At 73.2% G+C, this 14,937-nt stretch carries 15 protein-coding genes; 13 read left to right on the top strand and 2 right to left on the bottom strand.

What is annotated here, in order from left to right:
- The first annotated feature begins 38 nt into the window (after positions 1 to 38).
- The 6 genes from hemQ to ACZ6H8_RS08850 all read left to right on the top strand — a co-directional run bounded on the left by hemQ (position 39) and on the right by ACZ6H8_RS08850 (position 4,798).
- On the top strand, positions 39 to 770 hold the full coding sequence (hemQ, locus tag ACZ6H8_RS08875; RefSeq protein ID WP_464146410.1) for a hydrogen peroxide-dependent heme synthase: 732 nt from the start codon (positions 39 to 41) through the stop codon (positions 768 to 770).
- Positions 771 to 844: 74 nt separating this feature from the next.
- Positions 845 to 2,128, top strand: coding sequence for a ferrochelatase (locus tag ACZ6H8_RS08870; protein WP_464146409.1), 1,284 nt, complete (start codon positions 845 to 847; stop codon positions 2,126 to 2,128).
- Positions 2,125 to 3,051 (top strand): hydroxymethylbilane synthase, encoded by a 927-nt coding sequence (hemC, locus tag ACZ6H8_RS08865; protein ID WP_464146408.1) that lies wholly within the window; start codon positions 2,125 to 2,127, stop codon positions 3,049 to 3,051. Before ACZ6H8_RS08870 ends, hemC begins: the two co-directional genes overlap by 4 nt.
- Positions 3,051 to 3,806, top strand: coding sequence for a uroporphyrinogen-III synthase (locus ACZ6H8_RS08860; protein WP_464146407.1), 756 nt, complete (start codon positions 3,051 to 3,053; stop codon positions 3,804 to 3,806). The genes hemC and ACZ6H8_RS08860 overlap by 1 nt, the downstream gene beginning before the upstream one ends.
- A 99-nt stretch (positions 3,807 to 3,905) precedes the next feature.
- The gene (locus tag ACZ6H8_RS08855; protein WP_464146406.1) at positions 3,906 to 4,280 is read left to right on the top strand and encodes a hypothetical protein; all 375 of its coding nucleotides are present in this window, start codon (positions 3,906 to 3,908) and stop codon (positions 4,278 to 4,280) included.
- A 26-nt stretch (positions 4,281 to 4,306) separates the two neighbouring features.
- Positions 4,307 to 4,798, top strand: coding sequence for a DUF3995 domain-containing protein (locus ACZ6H8_RS08850; protein ID WP_464146405.1), 492 nt, complete (start codon positions 4,307 to 4,309; stop codon positions 4,796 to 4,798).
- Between the two features lie 90 nt (positions 4,799 to 4,888).
- Here the strand turns inward: ACZ6H8_RS08850 and ACZ6H8_RS08845 are convergent, their stop codons facing one another.
- Positions 4,889 to 6,184 carry an MFS transporter gene (locus tag ACZ6H8_RS08845; RefSeq protein ID WP_464146404.1) on the bottom strand — a complete coding sequence of 432 codons (1,296 nt, stop codon included), beginning with the start codon at positions 6,182 to 6,184 and terminating at the stop codon, positions 4,889 to 4,891.
- Between the two features lie 150 nt (positions 6,185 to 6,334).
- Here ACZ6H8_RS08845 and ACZ6H8_RS08840 point away from each other — a divergent pair, with 150 nt between their 5' ends.
- Positions 6,335 to 7,327, top strand: a complete 993-nt coding sequence (locus ACZ6H8_RS08840; protein WP_464146403.1) for a LacI family DNA-binding transcriptional regulator — start codon at positions 6,335 to 6,337, stop codon at positions 7,325 to 7,327.
- Positions 7,328 to 7,345: 18 nt separating this feature from the next.
- On the opposite strand, the gene ACZ6H8_RS08835 is transcribed toward ACZ6H8_RS08840, so the two are convergent.
- Positions 7,346 to 8,386, bottom strand: a complete 1,041-nt coding sequence (locus ACZ6H8_RS08835) for an Lrp/AsnC family transcriptional regulator (protein ID WP_464146402.1) — start codon at positions 8,384 to 8,386, stop codon at positions 7,346 to 7,348.
- A gap of 168 nt (positions 8,387 to 8,554) precedes the next feature.
- Between ACZ6H8_RS08835 and ACZ6H8_RS08830 the strand changes: the two genes are divergently transcribed.
- The 6 genes from ACZ6H8_RS08830 to ACZ6H8_RS08805 are packed head-to-tail and all read left to right on the top strand — an operon-like array spanning position 8,555 to position 14,842.
- Positions 8,555 to 9,454 carry a polysaccharide deacetylase family protein gene (locus ACZ6H8_RS08830; RefSeq protein ID WP_464146401.1) on the top strand — a complete coding sequence of 300 codons (900 nt, stop codon included), beginning with the start codon at positions 8,555 to 8,557 and terminating at the stop codon, positions 9,452 to 9,454.
- 28 nt (positions 9,455 to 9,482) lie between these two features.
- Positions 9,483 to 10,796 (top strand): MFS transporter, encoded by a 1,314-nt coding sequence (locus tag ACZ6H8_RS08825; RefSeq protein ID WP_464146400.1) that lies wholly within the window; start codon positions 9,483 to 9,485, stop codon positions 10,794 to 10,796.
- Positions 10,796 to 11,581 (top strand): SDR family NAD(P)-dependent oxidoreductase, encoded by a 786-nt coding sequence (locus ACZ6H8_RS08820; protein WP_464146399.1) that lies wholly within the window; start codon positions 10,796 to 10,798, stop codon positions 11,579 to 11,581. Before ACZ6H8_RS08825 ends, ACZ6H8_RS08820 begins: the two co-directional genes overlap by 1 nt.
- Positions 11,578 to 12,585 (top strand): ketopantoate reductase family protein, encoded by a 1,008-nt coding sequence (locus ACZ6H8_RS08815; RefSeq protein ID WP_464146398.1) that lies wholly within the window; start codon positions 11,578 to 11,580, stop codon positions 12,583 to 12,585. The genes ACZ6H8_RS08820 and ACZ6H8_RS08815 overlap by 4 nt, the downstream gene beginning before the upstream one ends.
- Entirely contained in the window at positions 12,582 to 13,736 is a 1,155-nt protein-coding gene (locus ACZ6H8_RS08810; protein ID WP_464146397.1) for a M20 family metallopeptidase, read from the top strand. The genes ACZ6H8_RS08815 and ACZ6H8_RS08810 overlap by 4 nt, the downstream gene beginning before the upstream one ends.
- The gene (locus ACZ6H8_RS08805; RefSeq protein ID WP_464146396.1) at positions 13,733 to 14,842 is read left to right on the top strand and encodes an oxidoreductase; all 1,110 of its coding nucleotides are present in this window, start codon (positions 13,733 to 13,735) and stop codon (positions 14,840 to 14,842) included. Before ACZ6H8_RS08810 ends, ACZ6H8_RS08805 begins: the two co-directional genes overlap by 4 nt.
- The last annotated feature ends 95 nt before the right edge of the window (positions 14,843 to 14,937 follow it).

The raw sequence follows: 14,937 nt of genomic DNA, 5'->3' as shown, positions 1-14,937 counted from the left end.
CGGTGCGACCGCGCCCTGCGACGCGAGAGGATGGACGAGTGAGCGACGACAAGATGGCACCCGTCGTGCAGATCGGCACGGCACCCACCGACGACGCACGACACCCCAGCGGACGCGACCTCGCAGAGCCTCAGGGCTTCGCGGTCTGGGTCGTGCTGCGGCGCGGCGCGCCCCAGGGCACGGCGGGCAAGGAGTCGCTCGACGAGGCCGTCGCAGGCCTCGACGGCGTGACGCTGCGCGGCATCTACGACCTCACGGGCTTCCGCGGCGACGCCGACCTCATGCTCTGGCTGCACGGCCCCGACGCCGCCGACCTGCAGCGTGCCGTGCGCCGCCTGCGACGCAGCGCCGAGCTCGCGGGCACCGAGCAGGTGTGGGCAGCCATGGGCGTGCACCGCGATGCCGAGTTCAACAAGCGCCACGTGCCCGGCTTCCTGCGCGGCATCGACCCGCGCGCCTGGGTGACCGTGTACCCGTTCAACCGCTCCTACGAGTGGTACCTGCTGCCCGCAGAGGACCGTTCGCGCATGCTCGCCGAGCACGGCCGCCGCGGCGCCGCGTACACGGGCGTCATCGCGAACACCGTGAGCGCGTTCGCGCTGGGCGACTGGGAGTGGATCCTGCCGCTCGAGTCCGACGACCTCGTCGAGCTCGTCGACATGATGCGCGAGCTGCGCGCCGTCGAGGCGCGGATGCACGTGCGCGATGAGATCCCCTTCTTCACAGGGCGCAGGATCGAGACGACCGACGTGACGGAGGTGCTGGCATGAGCTGCTGCGGTGGAGGATGCTGCGGAGGTGCTGCGGAGGAGACGACGCAGGACCTGAAGACGCAGGACGCGACGATGCAGGCGACGCCCGTGGCGGGCGCGGTGCTGCAGGACCAGGTGCAGCAGCAGCAGCTGCAGGCGACGGCCACCGAGCCCGCCCCGCGGCGCGAGCTGAAGCCCGCTGCCGCGACGAGCGTGCACGTCGAGCCGGGCGCGGCCGTCGCGAGCGCGACGCCCGCAGCGCAGTCGGGCCCCGAGCACGTCACCGAGCCGACGCGCTACGACGCCGTGCTGCTGTCGGGCTTCGGCGGCCCGGAGGGTCAGGACGACGTCATCCCGTTCCTGCGCAACGTCACCCGCGGCCGCGGCATCCCCGACGAGCGGCTCGAGGAGGTCTCGCACCACTACCGCCACTTCGGCGGCGTGAGCCCCATCAACGACCAGAACCGGGCGCTGCTGGAGGCGATGCGCGCCGCGTTCGCCGCCGCGGGCCTCGACCTGCCGATCTACTGGGGCAACCGCAACTGGGCGCCCTACCTCGACGAGGCGCTGCAGCAGGCCGCCGCCGACGGCGTGCGCACGATGCTCGCGATCCCCACGAGCGCCTACTCGTCGTACTCCTCGTGCAGGCAGTACCGCGAGGACTGGGCGGATGCGCTCGAGGCCGCCGGGCTGCAGGGCACGATGCGCATCGACAAGGTGCGGCAGTTCTTCTCCCACCCCGGCTTCGTGCAGCCGTTCGTCGAGGGCGTCGAGGCGGCCGTGGCGGAGGCGCGCGGCGCCGGCCACGCCGACGACGCCATCGAGGTGCTCTTCGCGACCCACTCCATCCCCACCGCCGACGCCGAGCGCTCCGGCGCCCCCGACATCTTCGGATGGGGCGAGGGCGGCGGCTACGCGGCCCAGCACATGGCCGTCGCGGAGCACGTCATGCAGCAGGTGGCCCCCGAGGTCGCGTGGCAGCTCGTGTACCAGTCGCGGTCGGGTCCGCCGTCGCAGCCGTGGCTCGAGCCCGACATCAACGACGCCATCGAGGCGCTCGAGGGTCGCTCGGCCGTCATCATCGTGCCGCTCGGCTTCGTCAGCGACCACATGGAGGTCATGTGGGACCTCGACGAGGAGGCGCTGGAGACGGCGGAGGAGCACGGCCTGTGGGCACGGCGCACCCCGACGCCCGGCACGCATCCCGCGTACGTCGGCGCGCTCGTCGACCTCGTGCAGGAGCGTCTCGAGGGCCGCCCCGTCGCGGAGCGCAAGTCGGTCACGAGCATCGGGCCCTGGTTCGACGTGTGCCGCCCCGGCTGCTGCGAGAACCCGCGCCTCGGCTTCAAGCCCGCCATCGCGGGCCTGCAGCCGTGAGCGCCCTGCGGGTCGGCACGCGAGGCTCGGCGCTCGCGCTCGCGCAGACGACGGCGCTCGCGCAGCGCTTCGCAGGCGACGTCGAGATCGTCGAGATCACGACGCGGGGCGACGTCGACCGCGCCCCGCTCGCGCAGATCGGCGGCACGGGCGTGTTCACCTCGGCGCTGCGCGAGGCGCTGCTCGACGATCGCGTCGACGTCATCGTGCACTCCATGAAGGACCTGCCGACGGCCCCGCATCCCGGCATCGCGCTCGCGGCGGTCGCGAAGCGCGAGGATGCTCGCGACGCGCTGTGCGCCCGCGACGGCCTCGGCTTCGACGACCTGCCGGAGGGCGCGAGGGTCGGCACGGGCAGCCCGCGCCGTGCCGCGCAGCTGCGCCGCGTGCGCGGCGACCTCGACGTCGTCGACATCCGCGGCAACGTCGAGACGCGCCTCGCCCGCGCGCAGGGGCCGGAGGCCGACCTCGACGCGGTCGTGCTCGCGCTCGCCGGGCTCACGCGCCTCGGCCGTCAGGACGCCGCGACGGAGGTGCTGGGCCTCGGCCGCTTCCCCACCGCACCCGCGCAGGGTGCGCTCGCCGTCGAGACGCGCGACGGCGACGAGGCATCGCTGCGCGCCGTCGCGAAGGCCGACCACGCCGTGACGCGCGCGTGCGCCGACGCGGAGCGCCTCGTGCTCGCAGGCCTCGAGGCCGGCTGCTCCGCACCGATCGCCGCGAGCGCGCAGATCGACGACGGCATGCTCTTCCTCACCGCGACCGTCTACGCCGCCGACGGCTCGCAGCACCTCACGGCGAGCCACGCGCACACGCTCGACGGGCAGAGCCCGAGGGAGCTGTCGGAGGCGGCGATGGACGTCGCGGGGCGCGCCGTGCGCGAGCTCGTCGATGCGGGCGCCATGGGGTTGGATCGGGCCTGATGCCTGTCCTCATCCCCCGCGGAGCCTCCTGGGGCGAGCACGTCTCGCGCCTCGTCGAGGAGGCGGGACTCGAGCCGCTCGTGCTGCCGCTCATCACGATCGCGCCCGCCGACGACCAGGAGGAGCTGCGCGCGCAGCTCGACGAGCTCGGCGCCGGCCGGTTCGACTGGCTCGTCGTGACGTCGCAGTCGACGGTGCGGTACCTGCCGCGCGTGCCCGCGTCGGTGTCGGTCGCCGCCGTCGGCAACGTGACGGCGGCTGCGCTGCGCGAGCGGGGCATCCCCGTCGCGTTCGTGCCGCGCCGGCAGTCGGCCGCCGGCCTCGTCGACGAGTGGCCCATCCCGACCGGTCGCGTGCTGTGGCCGCGCTCCCAGGATGCGAAGCCGACGATCGCCGATGGGCTGCGCGCGAAGTCGATGGAGGTCGTCGACGTCGTCGCGTACAAGACGGTGTCGGTGCTCGATCAGGCCGACCACGAGCTCGACGAGCTCGGCGTGCTCTCGGGCGACGACCAGGCGCTCACGGCGATCGAGCCGCGCGAGACGCCCGTGGATGCCGTGCTCGTCACCAGCGGCTCGGTCGCGAAGCAGGTGCTGCGCCTCGGGCTGCCGGAGGGCACGACCATCGTGGCGATCGGCGAGCAGACGGCGGAGGACTGCCGCCGCGCTGGCCTGCACGTGTCGGCGATCGCGAAGGTGCCGACGCCCGAGGGCCTCGTCGCCGCCCTCGTCGCCGCGGTCCCCGCGCGCGCCTGACGAGCGGCCCTCCGCGCACGTCCGGCCTCACGACTGCGACGCCGCCGCCGCTCGGGCAGCGTCCAGCCAGTCGGCGCGGGCGTCGCTACCGTGGAGGACGTGCGTACGCGAACCCTCCTCCCCGTCCTGCTGGCCAGCGCGATCCTCGCCGTGACGGGATGCTCCTCCGGCGGCTCGCAGGTGTGCGACACGTTGCGGGAGGACGGCGCAGGCACGCGGATCTTCCTGCCGTACGTCGCGTGGGGCTCCGGCCCGGGTGAGGCCGACAGCAGGCTCGCGGTCATGGACGCCGCCGGCGAGCCGCCTGCCGAGATCGCGGACGACTGGCAGACGTGGCACGACCACCTCTCGGCCGTCAGCGAGGCGGAGTCCGCGGGCGACGCGCCCGCCGAGCTCATCTCGGATGCCGCCTCCGGCGACGCGTCGGAGGCAGGGAGCGCCCTCGGCGACTACTACGCCGACACCTGCCTGTAGGCCAGACGCCTCCTGCCACCGCACGCATGAGCCGCACCTCCACCGGGCTCGCCGCCGCGTGGTGCGCCGCCGTCGCCGGCGTGGTGCACGGCGGGTTCAGCCTGCTGTGGGCGGCCGGCGGCACGTGGCTGCTCGACACCGTCGGCGACGCCGCCCCTGCGATGATCGCCGAGACGGGCGCATCGGTGCCGCTCGTGCTGCTGCTCGTGGGCGTGGCCAAGGTCGTGGCCGCCGTCGTGCCGGTGCTCGTCGTCGCACGGCGCGTGCCGTGGCTGCGCGCGTGGCGTGGGCTGTGCTGGCTCGGCGGCGCGGCTCTGCTGCTCTACGGCGGCGCGAACGCCGTCGTGGCCTGGCTCGTGCTCGCAGGGGCCGTCGTGCCGGACGGCGGCATCGACGAGGCGTCGATGCTCGGCCACGCGTTCCTGTGGGATCCGCTCTTCGCCGTGTGGGGCGCGCTGCTGCTCGTGGCGCTGTGGCGATCGCGTCCGCGGCGCTCGGCACAGGGCGCCGTGCGCTGACGCTCCGCCCGACCAGCACGTGCGGGGCGCCTCCGGTGCTCCTCGCACGCGAGGGTCCGCGCACGTGCAGGTTCGGCGGCACGAGCCGCGTCAGCGCACGCTGCGGATCGGCAGCACCGCCACCGCGCCGATGATGCCGAACACGATCGCCGCGACGTAGAGCGCCGTGTAGTTCTCGCCGCCTCCGATCGCGAGCACCGGCACCGCGACGATCGGCACGAGCAGCTGCGGCACCTGGTACGACAGCGCGACGATGCCGAGGTCCTTGCCCGCATCCGCGAACGTCGGCAGCACCTCCGTCATCATCGCGACGTCGACCGAGATGAAGGCGCCCTGCGCAGCGCCGACGATGGCGATGCCGACGAGGAACATGCCGATGTCGGGCGACGCGATCGCGATGCCGAGCCCGACGGTCGACAGCAGCGCCGACGCCCACACGATGGGCTTGCGCCTGCCCGTGCGGTCGGAGATCCACCCGAACAGCACCGTCATCGCGATGTTGCCGAGCGTGAAGACGATGAGCGTCGTCGCCTGCACGCCCGACGCCTCCTCGGCGGGCACGCCCAGGTGGTCGATGATGAAGAACAGCAGGTACGTCGACACCGACACGATCGACATCGTCACGAACAGCCTGCACGTCCACGCCCAGAAGAAGTCCGGGTGCCTGCGCGGGTCGAGCCAGTACGTCGAGACGACGTCTGCCCATCGCAGCGGCGCTGGCCGCTCGGTGCGCACGATGTCGCGCAGCACCGCGAAGAGCCCGAGGTTCAGCACGGCGCCGAGCACGCCGGGGATCACGAACCACGTCCACTGCGCATCGTTCGGCAGCGACGCGATGACGAGCGCGCCCAGGATGAGCGCGAGCCCGCCCGAGGCGCCTGCGGCTGCGGCGACCCTCGCCCGGATGCGCTTCGGGATCTGGTCGGCCAGCAGCGCGTGCACCGCGGCGTTCGCGGCACCGAAGCCCGTCTGCGTGAGGCACCAGCCCGCGACCACGAGCCACAGGGAGTCGGAGACCGCGAGCACCGCGACGCCGACGAGCCCGAGGGCCGCACCACCGAGGATCCAGGGCCTGCGCTTGCCGAGCCGCGACATCGTGCGGTCGCTGAGCCGCCCGAACAGCGGGGTGATGACCATGACGACGATGCCGCCGATCGCCGCGACGATCGACAGGTTCACGCCCTTCGTCTCGTCGTCGAGGAACGCGAACACCTTCGGGATGGCGGCGCCCGCGATCGTGCCCGTCGCGAGGCTGATGCCGAACCATGCCAGCACGAACATGGGCAGGAACGCACGGCGCTGGGGTGCACCGGGCACGGTGTCGTCGGCGACGGCCGCGACGGCGAGGTCCTCGCGGATGCTGGGCTCGGTGGGGTCGAGGGACATCGTCGTCGCCTTCCTGGTTCGCGGCGCCGCCGGATGCCTGCTGCGAGCCGGAGGCGGCGGCGACTCCTGCCCCTAGGATGCTTCGTCGAAGCACTTCGATGCAGTGGGTGCCGATGCGAGGGGGATGCCGTGCGAGCCGAGCCGCGACGGGTGACGGTCTACGACGTCGCCGCGGAGGCGCGCGTGAGCATCTCGACGGTGTCGCTCGTGATGAACGCGCCCCACCGCGTCGGGCCGGCGACGCGCGAGCGCGTCGTCGCCGCCGCGGCGCGCCTGGGCTACCGCTCGCGTCGCGCATCCGCGCCGGCAGGCGGCGGCGCGGTGCGCATCGCGGTCGCGGCACCGTTCTCGACCTACCCCTCGTACCTGCGCAGGCTCACGGGCATGATGCTGCGCGCCAGCTCGCGCGCCGTCGACCTCGTGTCGTACGACCTGCCCTCGGCCGCGGCGTCGGAGAGCCCGCTGCTCGACGCGCTGCCCGCACGGCCCGGCATCGACGCGCTCGTCGTCATGGGCGTGCCGCTGGGCGGCGCGGCCCTGCGCGCCAGCCGGGCGGCGCGGCTGCCCGTCGTGCTCGTCGACGTGCGACGGCCGCGGTCGAAGGCGGGCGAGCCGCCCGTCGTGCTCGTCGACGACGCGCTCGGCGGCAGGCTCGTGGGCGAGCATCTCGCGAGCCTCGGCCACCGCCGCGCGGTGTTCGTGCACGAGCCGCAGCGCTCGCTCGACTACGTGTCGGCGGGCATGCTGCGCCACGACGGCGTCGCCGAGTCCCTCGCCCTCGAGCGCATCACGATCCGGTCGGACGACGCGATGACCGGCCTGCTCGACCACGTGGCCTCCGGCTGCACCGCGATCGTCGCGAACCACGACGGGCTCGCAGCCCTGGCCATCCGCACGCTGACGGAGGCGGGCATGCAGGTGCCCCGCGACGCGGCGATCGTCGGCTTCGACGACGGCGACGTGGCGGCCGCGCTCGGCCTCACGACGGTGCGGCAGCCGTTCGAGGAGACCGGCGCGGCCGCGCTCGACGTCGCGCTCGATCTCGTGTCGGGTCGCGACGTCGCCGTGGGTCGCGTCGAGCTGCTGCCCGAGCTCGTCGTGCGACGCAGCACGGCCGAGGCGCGAGCGACTGCGACGCGCTGAGCCGGTCGGCGGCGCGCGTCAGCGACGCAGCACGTCGGAGACCTGCGCGCCGAGCCGCAGCCCATCGCGATCGACCCAGTAGCGACGCTCGAGCCTCAGCCCCGCGACCGAGTGCACCGAGCGCACGCCCGGCAGCGCGCCGAGGTCGTCGCGCACGAACTCCGCGAGCGCCTTCGGGCCCTCGAAGACGCCAGCGAGGCTCACGGGGGCCGATCCCGTCACGGTCGACAGCAGCCGCACGCTCGGATGCGCCGCGAGCACGTCGAGCGCGCCGCGGATGTCTCGAGGGCGCACGTCGATCGTGACGATGCCGTTGAGCGGATAGCCCATGAGATCGGGTTGCATCTCGACGCGAGGCGACACGGCGCCCGAGTGCAGCAGCAGCCGGATCGCGCGAGCGGCGGTCGAGGCGGAGACGCCGAGGGTCCGCCCGACCTCGGCCGCCGTCACGCGGCCGTTGGCGCCGAGCATGCGCATGGTCTCGAACTCGAGCTCCGACAGCTGCTGCAGGTCGTCGATCGGCGGCTCGCTCGCCACCGTCGCGTGCTGCTCGAGCGCCGCCGTGCGCCGCTCGTCGAGCCTGCGGTACCGCCACGACTGGCCGACCTTCGCCGGCTCGAGGATCATGCGGCTGTCGATCGCGCGGATGCCGGGGATCGACGGAATCGTCGCCGCCAGGAGCTCCTCGTGATCGGAGCCGCGCAGCGGGAACAGGTTCACGTACAGGTCGGCGGGCCCCGAGGCGTGGATGACGAACTGCACGTCGGGGATGCGCAGCAGCTCGGCGAGCACCGCTCGCGACTGCCCGGGGGCCGACGTGATCCACAGCTCGAACGGGTTGCTCGAGGTGATGAGCTCCCATGCGAAGCGGCCGACGACGTGCAGCAGCCGCTCGTCCTGCATGCGCGACAGCCGCCGCGACGCCGTGCTCGTGGGGATCCCCAGGATCTCGGCGAGCGCGGCCGTCGGCACGCGCGGGGCGATGTGCAGGGCCGCGACGATGTCGAGATCGGTCTCGTCGAGGAGGGGCCGACTCGCGCGGTGGGCGGAGCGATGCACGGCCTCAATCTACCGAGATGCGGCTGCCCGCTCCGCGCTGACTGATTCTCCCGTTACAGAAGCGAAACATGACCGATATGCCCATCTCATTTGCATCTGCTTGCATATCTTCCTACAGTGGCCTGCATCGGAGACGCAGAGGTCACCGATCGGGTCGAGAGGGATCGCATGGAGCACCAGCAGCCGTGGCAGTGGACCGAAGACGTGTGGCGCAGCCACGTCGAGCACGTGCGCGCCGGGCGCAGGCTCGTGCACGACGATCCCGCGCAGCGATGGCCGGACGCCGCTCGCGTCGCCGTGCTCCTCTCGTTCGACTCCGACCATGAGACGCCTGCGCTGCGCGACGGCGAGACCTCGCCGGGCCGCATGGCGCAGGGCGAGTTCGGCGCCCGCTTCGCGGTGCCCCGCATCCTCGACCTCCTCGCCCGCCACGAGGCGCCCGCATCGTTCTTCATGCCCGCCGTCTGCGCCCTGCTGCGGCCCGACGAGGCACCCGGCTACGTCGCCGCCGGTCACGAGATCGCCGTGCACGGCTGGATCCACGAGCGCAACACCGCGCTCGCCCACGACGACGAGCTCGAGCTCGTCGCACGCTGCCTCGACGTCTTCGAGCAGCAGGTCGGCCACCGCCCCGTCGGCATCCGCACGCCCTCGTGGGACTTCTCGGGCTCGACCCTCGCGGTCATCCGCGAGCTCGGCTTCGCCTACGACTCGTCGCTCATGGCCGACGCCGAGCCGTACGAGCTGCTCGAGCGCGGCGAGCGCACCGGCGTCGTCGAGATCCCCGTCGAGTGGATCCGCGACGACGCCCCGTACCTGATGATGGATCGCTTCGGCGGACTCCGGCCCCACATGCCGCCGCGCGACCTGCTGCAGATCTGGATCGACGAGTTCGACGCGGCGCGAGCAGAGGGCGGCGTGTTCCAGCTGACGCTGCACCCGCACATCATCGGCCACCGCTCGCGGCTCAGGATCCTCGACGACCTCCTGACCCACATCCGCTCCTTCGACGACGTCTGGGTCGGCACGCACGCCGACCTGGCCGCGCACGTCCGCACCCTGCTCTGACACCGCCCCACCTCGAGAGAGACCGCACATGACCACCACAGCACCCGAGTCCGTCCACGCGACGAAGCTCACCAGGAAGGGCAAGAAGGCGATCGTCGCCGGCTCGATCGGCAACGCCGTCGAGTTCGTCGACTGGGCCATCTACTCGACGTTCTCGTCGATCTTCGCCCACCACTTCTTCCCGGCGGGCAACGACATCGCCGCGCTGCTGTCGACGCTCGCGATCTTCGCGGTCGGCTTCATCATGCGCCCCATCGGTGCCGCGATCATGGGCTCCTACGCCGACAAGCACGGCCGCAAGAAGGGCTTGCTGTTCACGATCACCCTCATGGCGATCGCGACGCTGGCGATCGGCCTCGCGCCGACCTACGAGCAGATCGGCATCTTCGCGCCGCTGCTGCTCGTGCTCGCCAGGCTCGCGCAGGGCTTCGCCGCCGGTGGCGAGTTCGGATCCGCCTCGGCGTTCCTCGTCGAGTCCGCAGCGCCCAAGCGCCGCGCCTTCGCAGGATCGTGGCAGCAGGTCTCGGTCGCGGCGGGCGTGCTCATCGCGTCGGGCCTTGGCTTCACCATCACGACGGTGCTGCCGCCGGAGGCCGTCGACAGCTACGGCTGGCGCATCGCGTTCGTGTTCGCCGCCTCGCTCGGCTTCGTCGGGCTGTGGCTGCGCCGCTCCGTCGAGGAGACCGAGTCGTTCGCGACCGGCAAGAGCCGCGTCGCCAAGGAGGAGCGCTCGACGCAGCGCAACGCCTTCGTGCGCATGATCCGCGAGCACCCCAAGGCGTCGCTGCGCGTGTTCGGCATCACGATCGCAGGCACCCTGCTGTACTACATGTGGGTCAACTTCATGCCGACGTACGCGGCGGTGACGACGGGCATCCCGCTCAACCAGGCGCTGCTGGCGAACGTCATCGCGATGATCATCTTCATCTGCCTGCTGCCCTTCGGCGGCCTGCTGTCCGACACGCTGGGCCGCAAGCCCACGATGGCGGCGTTCGCAGGCGGCTTCCTGATCTTCGCCTGGCCCGCGTTCACCCTGCTCGACGGCAACTTCTGGACCCTGCTCGCCATCGAGATCGTCGGCATCGTGCTGCTCGTGGGCTACTCCGCCAACTGCGCCGTCATCATGGCCGAGCAGTTCCCGCCCGAGGTGCGCGCGACGGGCATCGGCCTGCCGTACGCGCTCGCCGTCGCGCTGTTCGGCGGCACCGCGCCGTACATCACGACGTGGATGAACACGAACGGCCTCGGCGACTTCGTCTGGCTGTACGCCTCCGCCGCCGCCGCGATCGGCCTCGTCGTGTACCTCACGATGCCCGAGACCAAGGGCAAGGAGCTCGACTGATGCGGCACGTGCTCGTCACGGGCGCCGGATCCGGCATCGGCAGGGAGGTCGCGCTCGCGTTCGCGCGCGCCGGCGACGCCCTCACCGTCGCCGACCTGCACGCCGAGCCGCTCGCCGAGACGGCGGCGCTCGCCCTCCCGGCGGGAGCGCCGGCGTGCGAGACGACGACGGTCGACCTGCGCGGCGACGACGCGCACGAGACGCTCATGGATGCGGCGTGGGCGACCGCGCCGGTCGACGTGCTCGTGTCGAGCGCGGGCGTCTACCCCGCGACGCCGTTCCTCGAGCTCGACGCGGCGACGTGGGATCTCGTGCTCGACGTCAACACGCGCGCACCCGTGCTGCTGACGGTCGCGCTCGCGCGCCGGGCGATCGCCGCGGGCCGTGGCGCGAGCGTCGTGAGCATCTCGTCGGGGGCGGCCCTGCGGGCGCGACCGGGTGCCGCGCCCTACTCGACGTCGAAGGCGGCGCTCGAGGCCGCGACCCGTGCCTCCGCGCTCGAGCTCGGCAGGCACGGCATCCGCGTCAACGCCGTCGCACCCGGGTTCGTCACCGTCGACTCGACCGTGAACCCCGTGACCGACGAGTACGCGAACGCCGTCGGCGACACCCCGCTGGGCAGACGAGGCACGCCCGCAGACATCGCACGCGCCGTCGTCTGGATCGCAGGCGACGAGGCGGAGTGGATCACCGGGGAGGTGCTGCGCGTCGACGGCGGATCGTCGACGGGCGCCTGGCACCTCCCGCAGCATTGGACGGCCATCGGCCAGGAAGAGCAGGCATGACCTCGCAGTACACGATCGTCGGCGCAGGAGCGATCGGCGGCACCCTCGCCGCGCACCTGCACCACGCGGGCGCCGACGTGCATCTCGTCGACGCCGACCCAGAGCACGTCGCCGCCATCCGCGAGCACGGGCTCCGCATCGAGCATCCGACGGGCGAGCTCACCGCGCACCTGCCGATCTCGACGCCCGACGAGGCGCCAGAGCGGCTCGGCGCCGTGCTGCTCGCCGTGAAGGCGCAGGCGACCGACGCCGTCGCAGCGTGGATCGCGCCGCGGCTCGCCGACGACGGCTGGGTCGCGTCGATGCAGAACGGCCTCAACGAGCCGACGATCGCGCGCCACGTGGGCGCCGAGCGCACCGTCGCCGCGTTCGTCGACCTCTTCGCCGACGTCGTCGCGCCAGGCGTCGTCAAGGACGGCGGCATCGGCGACATCGCGCTCGGCGAGCACGCGGGCGGCACGAGCGACCGCGTGCGCACCCTCGCGCAGGACCTGCACCACTGGGGCGAGCCGATCGTCACCGACAACGTGCCCGGGTTCCTGTGGTCGAAGCTCGGCTTCGGCGCGATGCTCGTCGCCTCGGCCCTCGCCGACGACGACATGGGCGACCTCATCGACCGGCACCGCATCGGCTGCCACGCGCTCGTACGCGAGGTGCTCACGGTCGCGACCGCGGAGGGCATCGCGCTCGAGGGCTTCGACGCGTTCGTGCCGAACGACTACCTCGGCGACGCCGCCTCGGCGGACGCCGCGACCGACGGCCTCGTCGCGTGGCTCGGCAGGCAGACGAAGAAGCGCTCGGGCATCTGGCGCGACATCGCCGTGCGCGGTCGCCGCACCGAGGTGCCCACGCAGTACGCGCCCGTGCTGGCCGCGGCCGCGACGCACGCCATCCCCACGCCGCTCCTGCGGTGGCTCGTCGACGCCATCGTCGCGCTCGAGACGCAGGAGATCGCGATGGACGAGGCCCACCTCGTCGAGCTCGACCGTCTGGCCGGCGCATGAGCGCGCTCGTGCAGGCGGCCGAGGCCGCACGGCAGGCGCTCGTCGACGACGTCACCGCCTACGCCGAGCAGGAGACGCCCTCCGACGACCTCGCAGCGCTCGCGGCCGGGCTGACGTGGGTGCGCGCCTACGTCGCAGAGCACCTGGGCGCACCCGAGACCGAGCGCACCGTCGACGGTGGCGAGCAGGGCGACGTCGCGATCCTCGACTGGCCGGCGACGAACGGCGGCACGGGCGCGATCGCGATCCTCTGCCACTACGACACCGTCTGGCCGCTGGGCACCCTCGCCGACTGGCCCGTGACGATCGACGGCGACCGGCTCACCGGTCCCGGCGTCTTCGACATGAAGGCCGGCCTCGTGCAGGCGACGCACGCCATCGCGATCGCGCGCGCGCAGGGGCTGCCGCTGCCCGCCATCCGCCTCGTGCTCAACGGCGACGAGGAGATCGGCTCGCTCGCGTCGCGTGCCGTGATCGAGGAGGCCGTCGTCGGGCGCGATGCCGTGCTGGTGTTCGAGGCCAGCGCGGAGGGCGCGCTGAAGACGGCGCGCAAGGGCGTCGGCATCTTCTCGGTGACGACGCGCGGCATCGAGGGCCACGCCGGCCTCGATCCCGAGCGCGGCGTGAGCGCGATCGACGAGATGGCGCGCGCGGTGCTGACGCTGCACGCATCCGCCGACCTCGCGGCCGGCACGAGCGTCAACGTCGGCACGGTCGTCGGTGGATCACGGTCGAACGTCACCGCAGGCCGCGCGCACGCGCTCGTCGACGTGCGCGTCGCCGACGTCGCCGAGATGGGCCGCATCGACGCAGCCCTCGCCGCCATGCGCCCGCATCGCGACGGCGCCGGGCTCGAGGTCGACGGCGGCTGGAACCGACCGGTCATGCCGCGCAGCGAGGCGACCGCGGCGCTCTTCGCGCTCGCCGGCGACGTGGCGGCCGAGCAGGGCTGGACCGTGGAGGAGATCTCGGTGGGCGGGGCGAGCGACGGCAACTTCGCCGCCGCGCTCGGCCTGCCCGTGCTCGATGGCCTCGGCGCGGTCGGCGACGGCGCGCATGCCAGGCACGAATGGATCTCGATCGACGGGATGGTGCAGCGCACGGCGCTCGCAGCAGGCCTGCTCGCCAGGCTCGGCGGGAGCGACTCGTGACGGGCGTCGCGGTGGACGCGGCTCCGGCGTCCACCGCCGCGCCGAGCGTCGTCGACCCGATCGACCTGCGCGGCCTGCGCCTGCGCAACCGCATCTGGATCGCGCCGATGTGCCAGTACTCCGTCGACGCGTACGACGGGGCGCCGACCGACTGGCACCGCGTGCACTACGGCGCCCTCGCCGCAGGCGGCACGGGGCTGCTCGTGGTCGAGGCGACGGCCGTGCTGCCCGAGGGGCGCATCACGAGGCAGGACACGGGCCTGTGGAACGCCCAGCAGGTCGACGCGTGGCGCCCCATCGTCGACTTCGCGCACGCGCAGGGCGCCGCGATCGGCGTGCAGCTGAGCCACGCGGGCGCCAAGGCGAGCACGTACGCGGGCTTCGGACGCGACGGCGACGCTCGCGGCTCGGTACCGGTCGACGCCGGCGGCTGGCAGACGGTCTCGGCCTCCGACGTGCAGATCCTGGGGCTCGCGCGGCCGCGTGCGGCGTCGGCGGACGAGCTCGCGACGATCGCCGACGCGTTCGTGGCGGCAGCGCACCGCGCCGTCGATGCCGGGTTCGACGTCGTCGAGGTGCACGCGGCCCACGGCTACCTGCTGCACCAGCTGCTCTCGCCGATCACGAACCTCCGCGACGACCGATTCGGCGGCGACCTCACCGGTCGGGCGACGCTGCTGCTCGAGATCGTGGCTCGCATCCGCGACGAGCTGCCGACCCTGCCGATCCTCGTGCGACTGTCGGCGACCGACTGGACCGACGGCGGCGTCACGCCCGACGACGCTGCGACCGTGGCGCGCTGGGCGATCGCGGCGGGGGCCGACGCGGTCGACGCGTCGTCTGGCGGGCTCGTGCTGGCCGACATCCCCGTCGGCCCTGGCTACCAGGTGCACCTCGCCGAGCGCATCGCCGCCGAGGGGGTGGTCACGTCGTCGGTCGGACTGATCGAGACGGCGGCGCAGGCGGAGGCGATCGTCGCGTCGGGCGTCGCGGCCGTGCGCATCGGCCGCGCCGCGCTGCGCGATGCGAGCACCCCCATCCGCTGGGCGCGCGAGCTCGGCGCGACCGTCGACTGGGTGCCGCCGCAGCGCCTGCGCGCCTACTGACCCGAGGGGCTGCCGCACGATCCGGTCAGATGCGCGGCGGCCCCTCGACCCACTCGCGGCGAGATGTGCGCGTGCGCGGCGTGGCGCCCCCCCCC

The organism is Agrococcus sp. AC640b (assembly GCF_979255995.1).
This window is presented reverse-complemented; position numbering and strand designations above follow the sequence as displayed.

Bases quoted from the DNA above. Each gene is read 5' to 3' on its own strand.
- ACZ6H8_RS08825 (WP_464146400.1), top strand. From the start codon at position 9,483: ATGACCACCACAGCACCCGAGTCCGTCCACGCGACGAAGCTCACCAGG.
- ACZ6H8_RS08815 (WP_464146398.1), top strand. From the start codon at position 11,578: ATGACCTCGCAGTACACGATCGTCGGCGCAGGAGCGATCGGCGGCACC.
- ACZ6H8_RS08820 (WP_464146399.1), top strand. From the start codon at position 10,796: ATGCGGCACGTGCTCGTCACGGGCGCCGGATCCGGCATCGGCAGGGAG.
- ACZ6H8_RS08845 (WP_464146404.1), bottom strand. From the start codon at position 6,184: ATGTCCCTCGACCCCACCGAGCCCAGCATCCGCGAGGACCTCGCCGTC.
- ACZ6H8_RS08810 (WP_464146397.1), top strand. From the start codon at position 12,582: ATGAGCGCGCTCGTGCAGGCGGCCGAGGCCGCACGGCAGGCGCTCGTC.
- ACZ6H8_RS08830 (WP_464146401.1), top strand. From the start codon at position 8,555: ATGGAGCACCAGCAGCCGTGGCAGTGGACCGAAGACGTGTGGCGCAGC.
- ACZ6H8_RS08850 (WP_464146405.1), top strand. From the start codon at position 4,307: ATGAGCCGCACCTCCACCGGGCTCGCCGCCGCGTGGTGCGCCGCCGTC.
- ACZ6H8_RS08860 (WP_464146407.1), top strand. From the start codon at position 3,051: ATGCCTGTCCTCATCCCCCGCGGAGCCTCCTGGGGCGAGCACGTCTCG.
- ACZ6H8_RS08870 (WP_464146409.1), top strand. From the start codon at position 845: ATGCAGGCGACGCCCGTGGCGGGCGCGGTGCTGCAGGACCAGGTGCAG.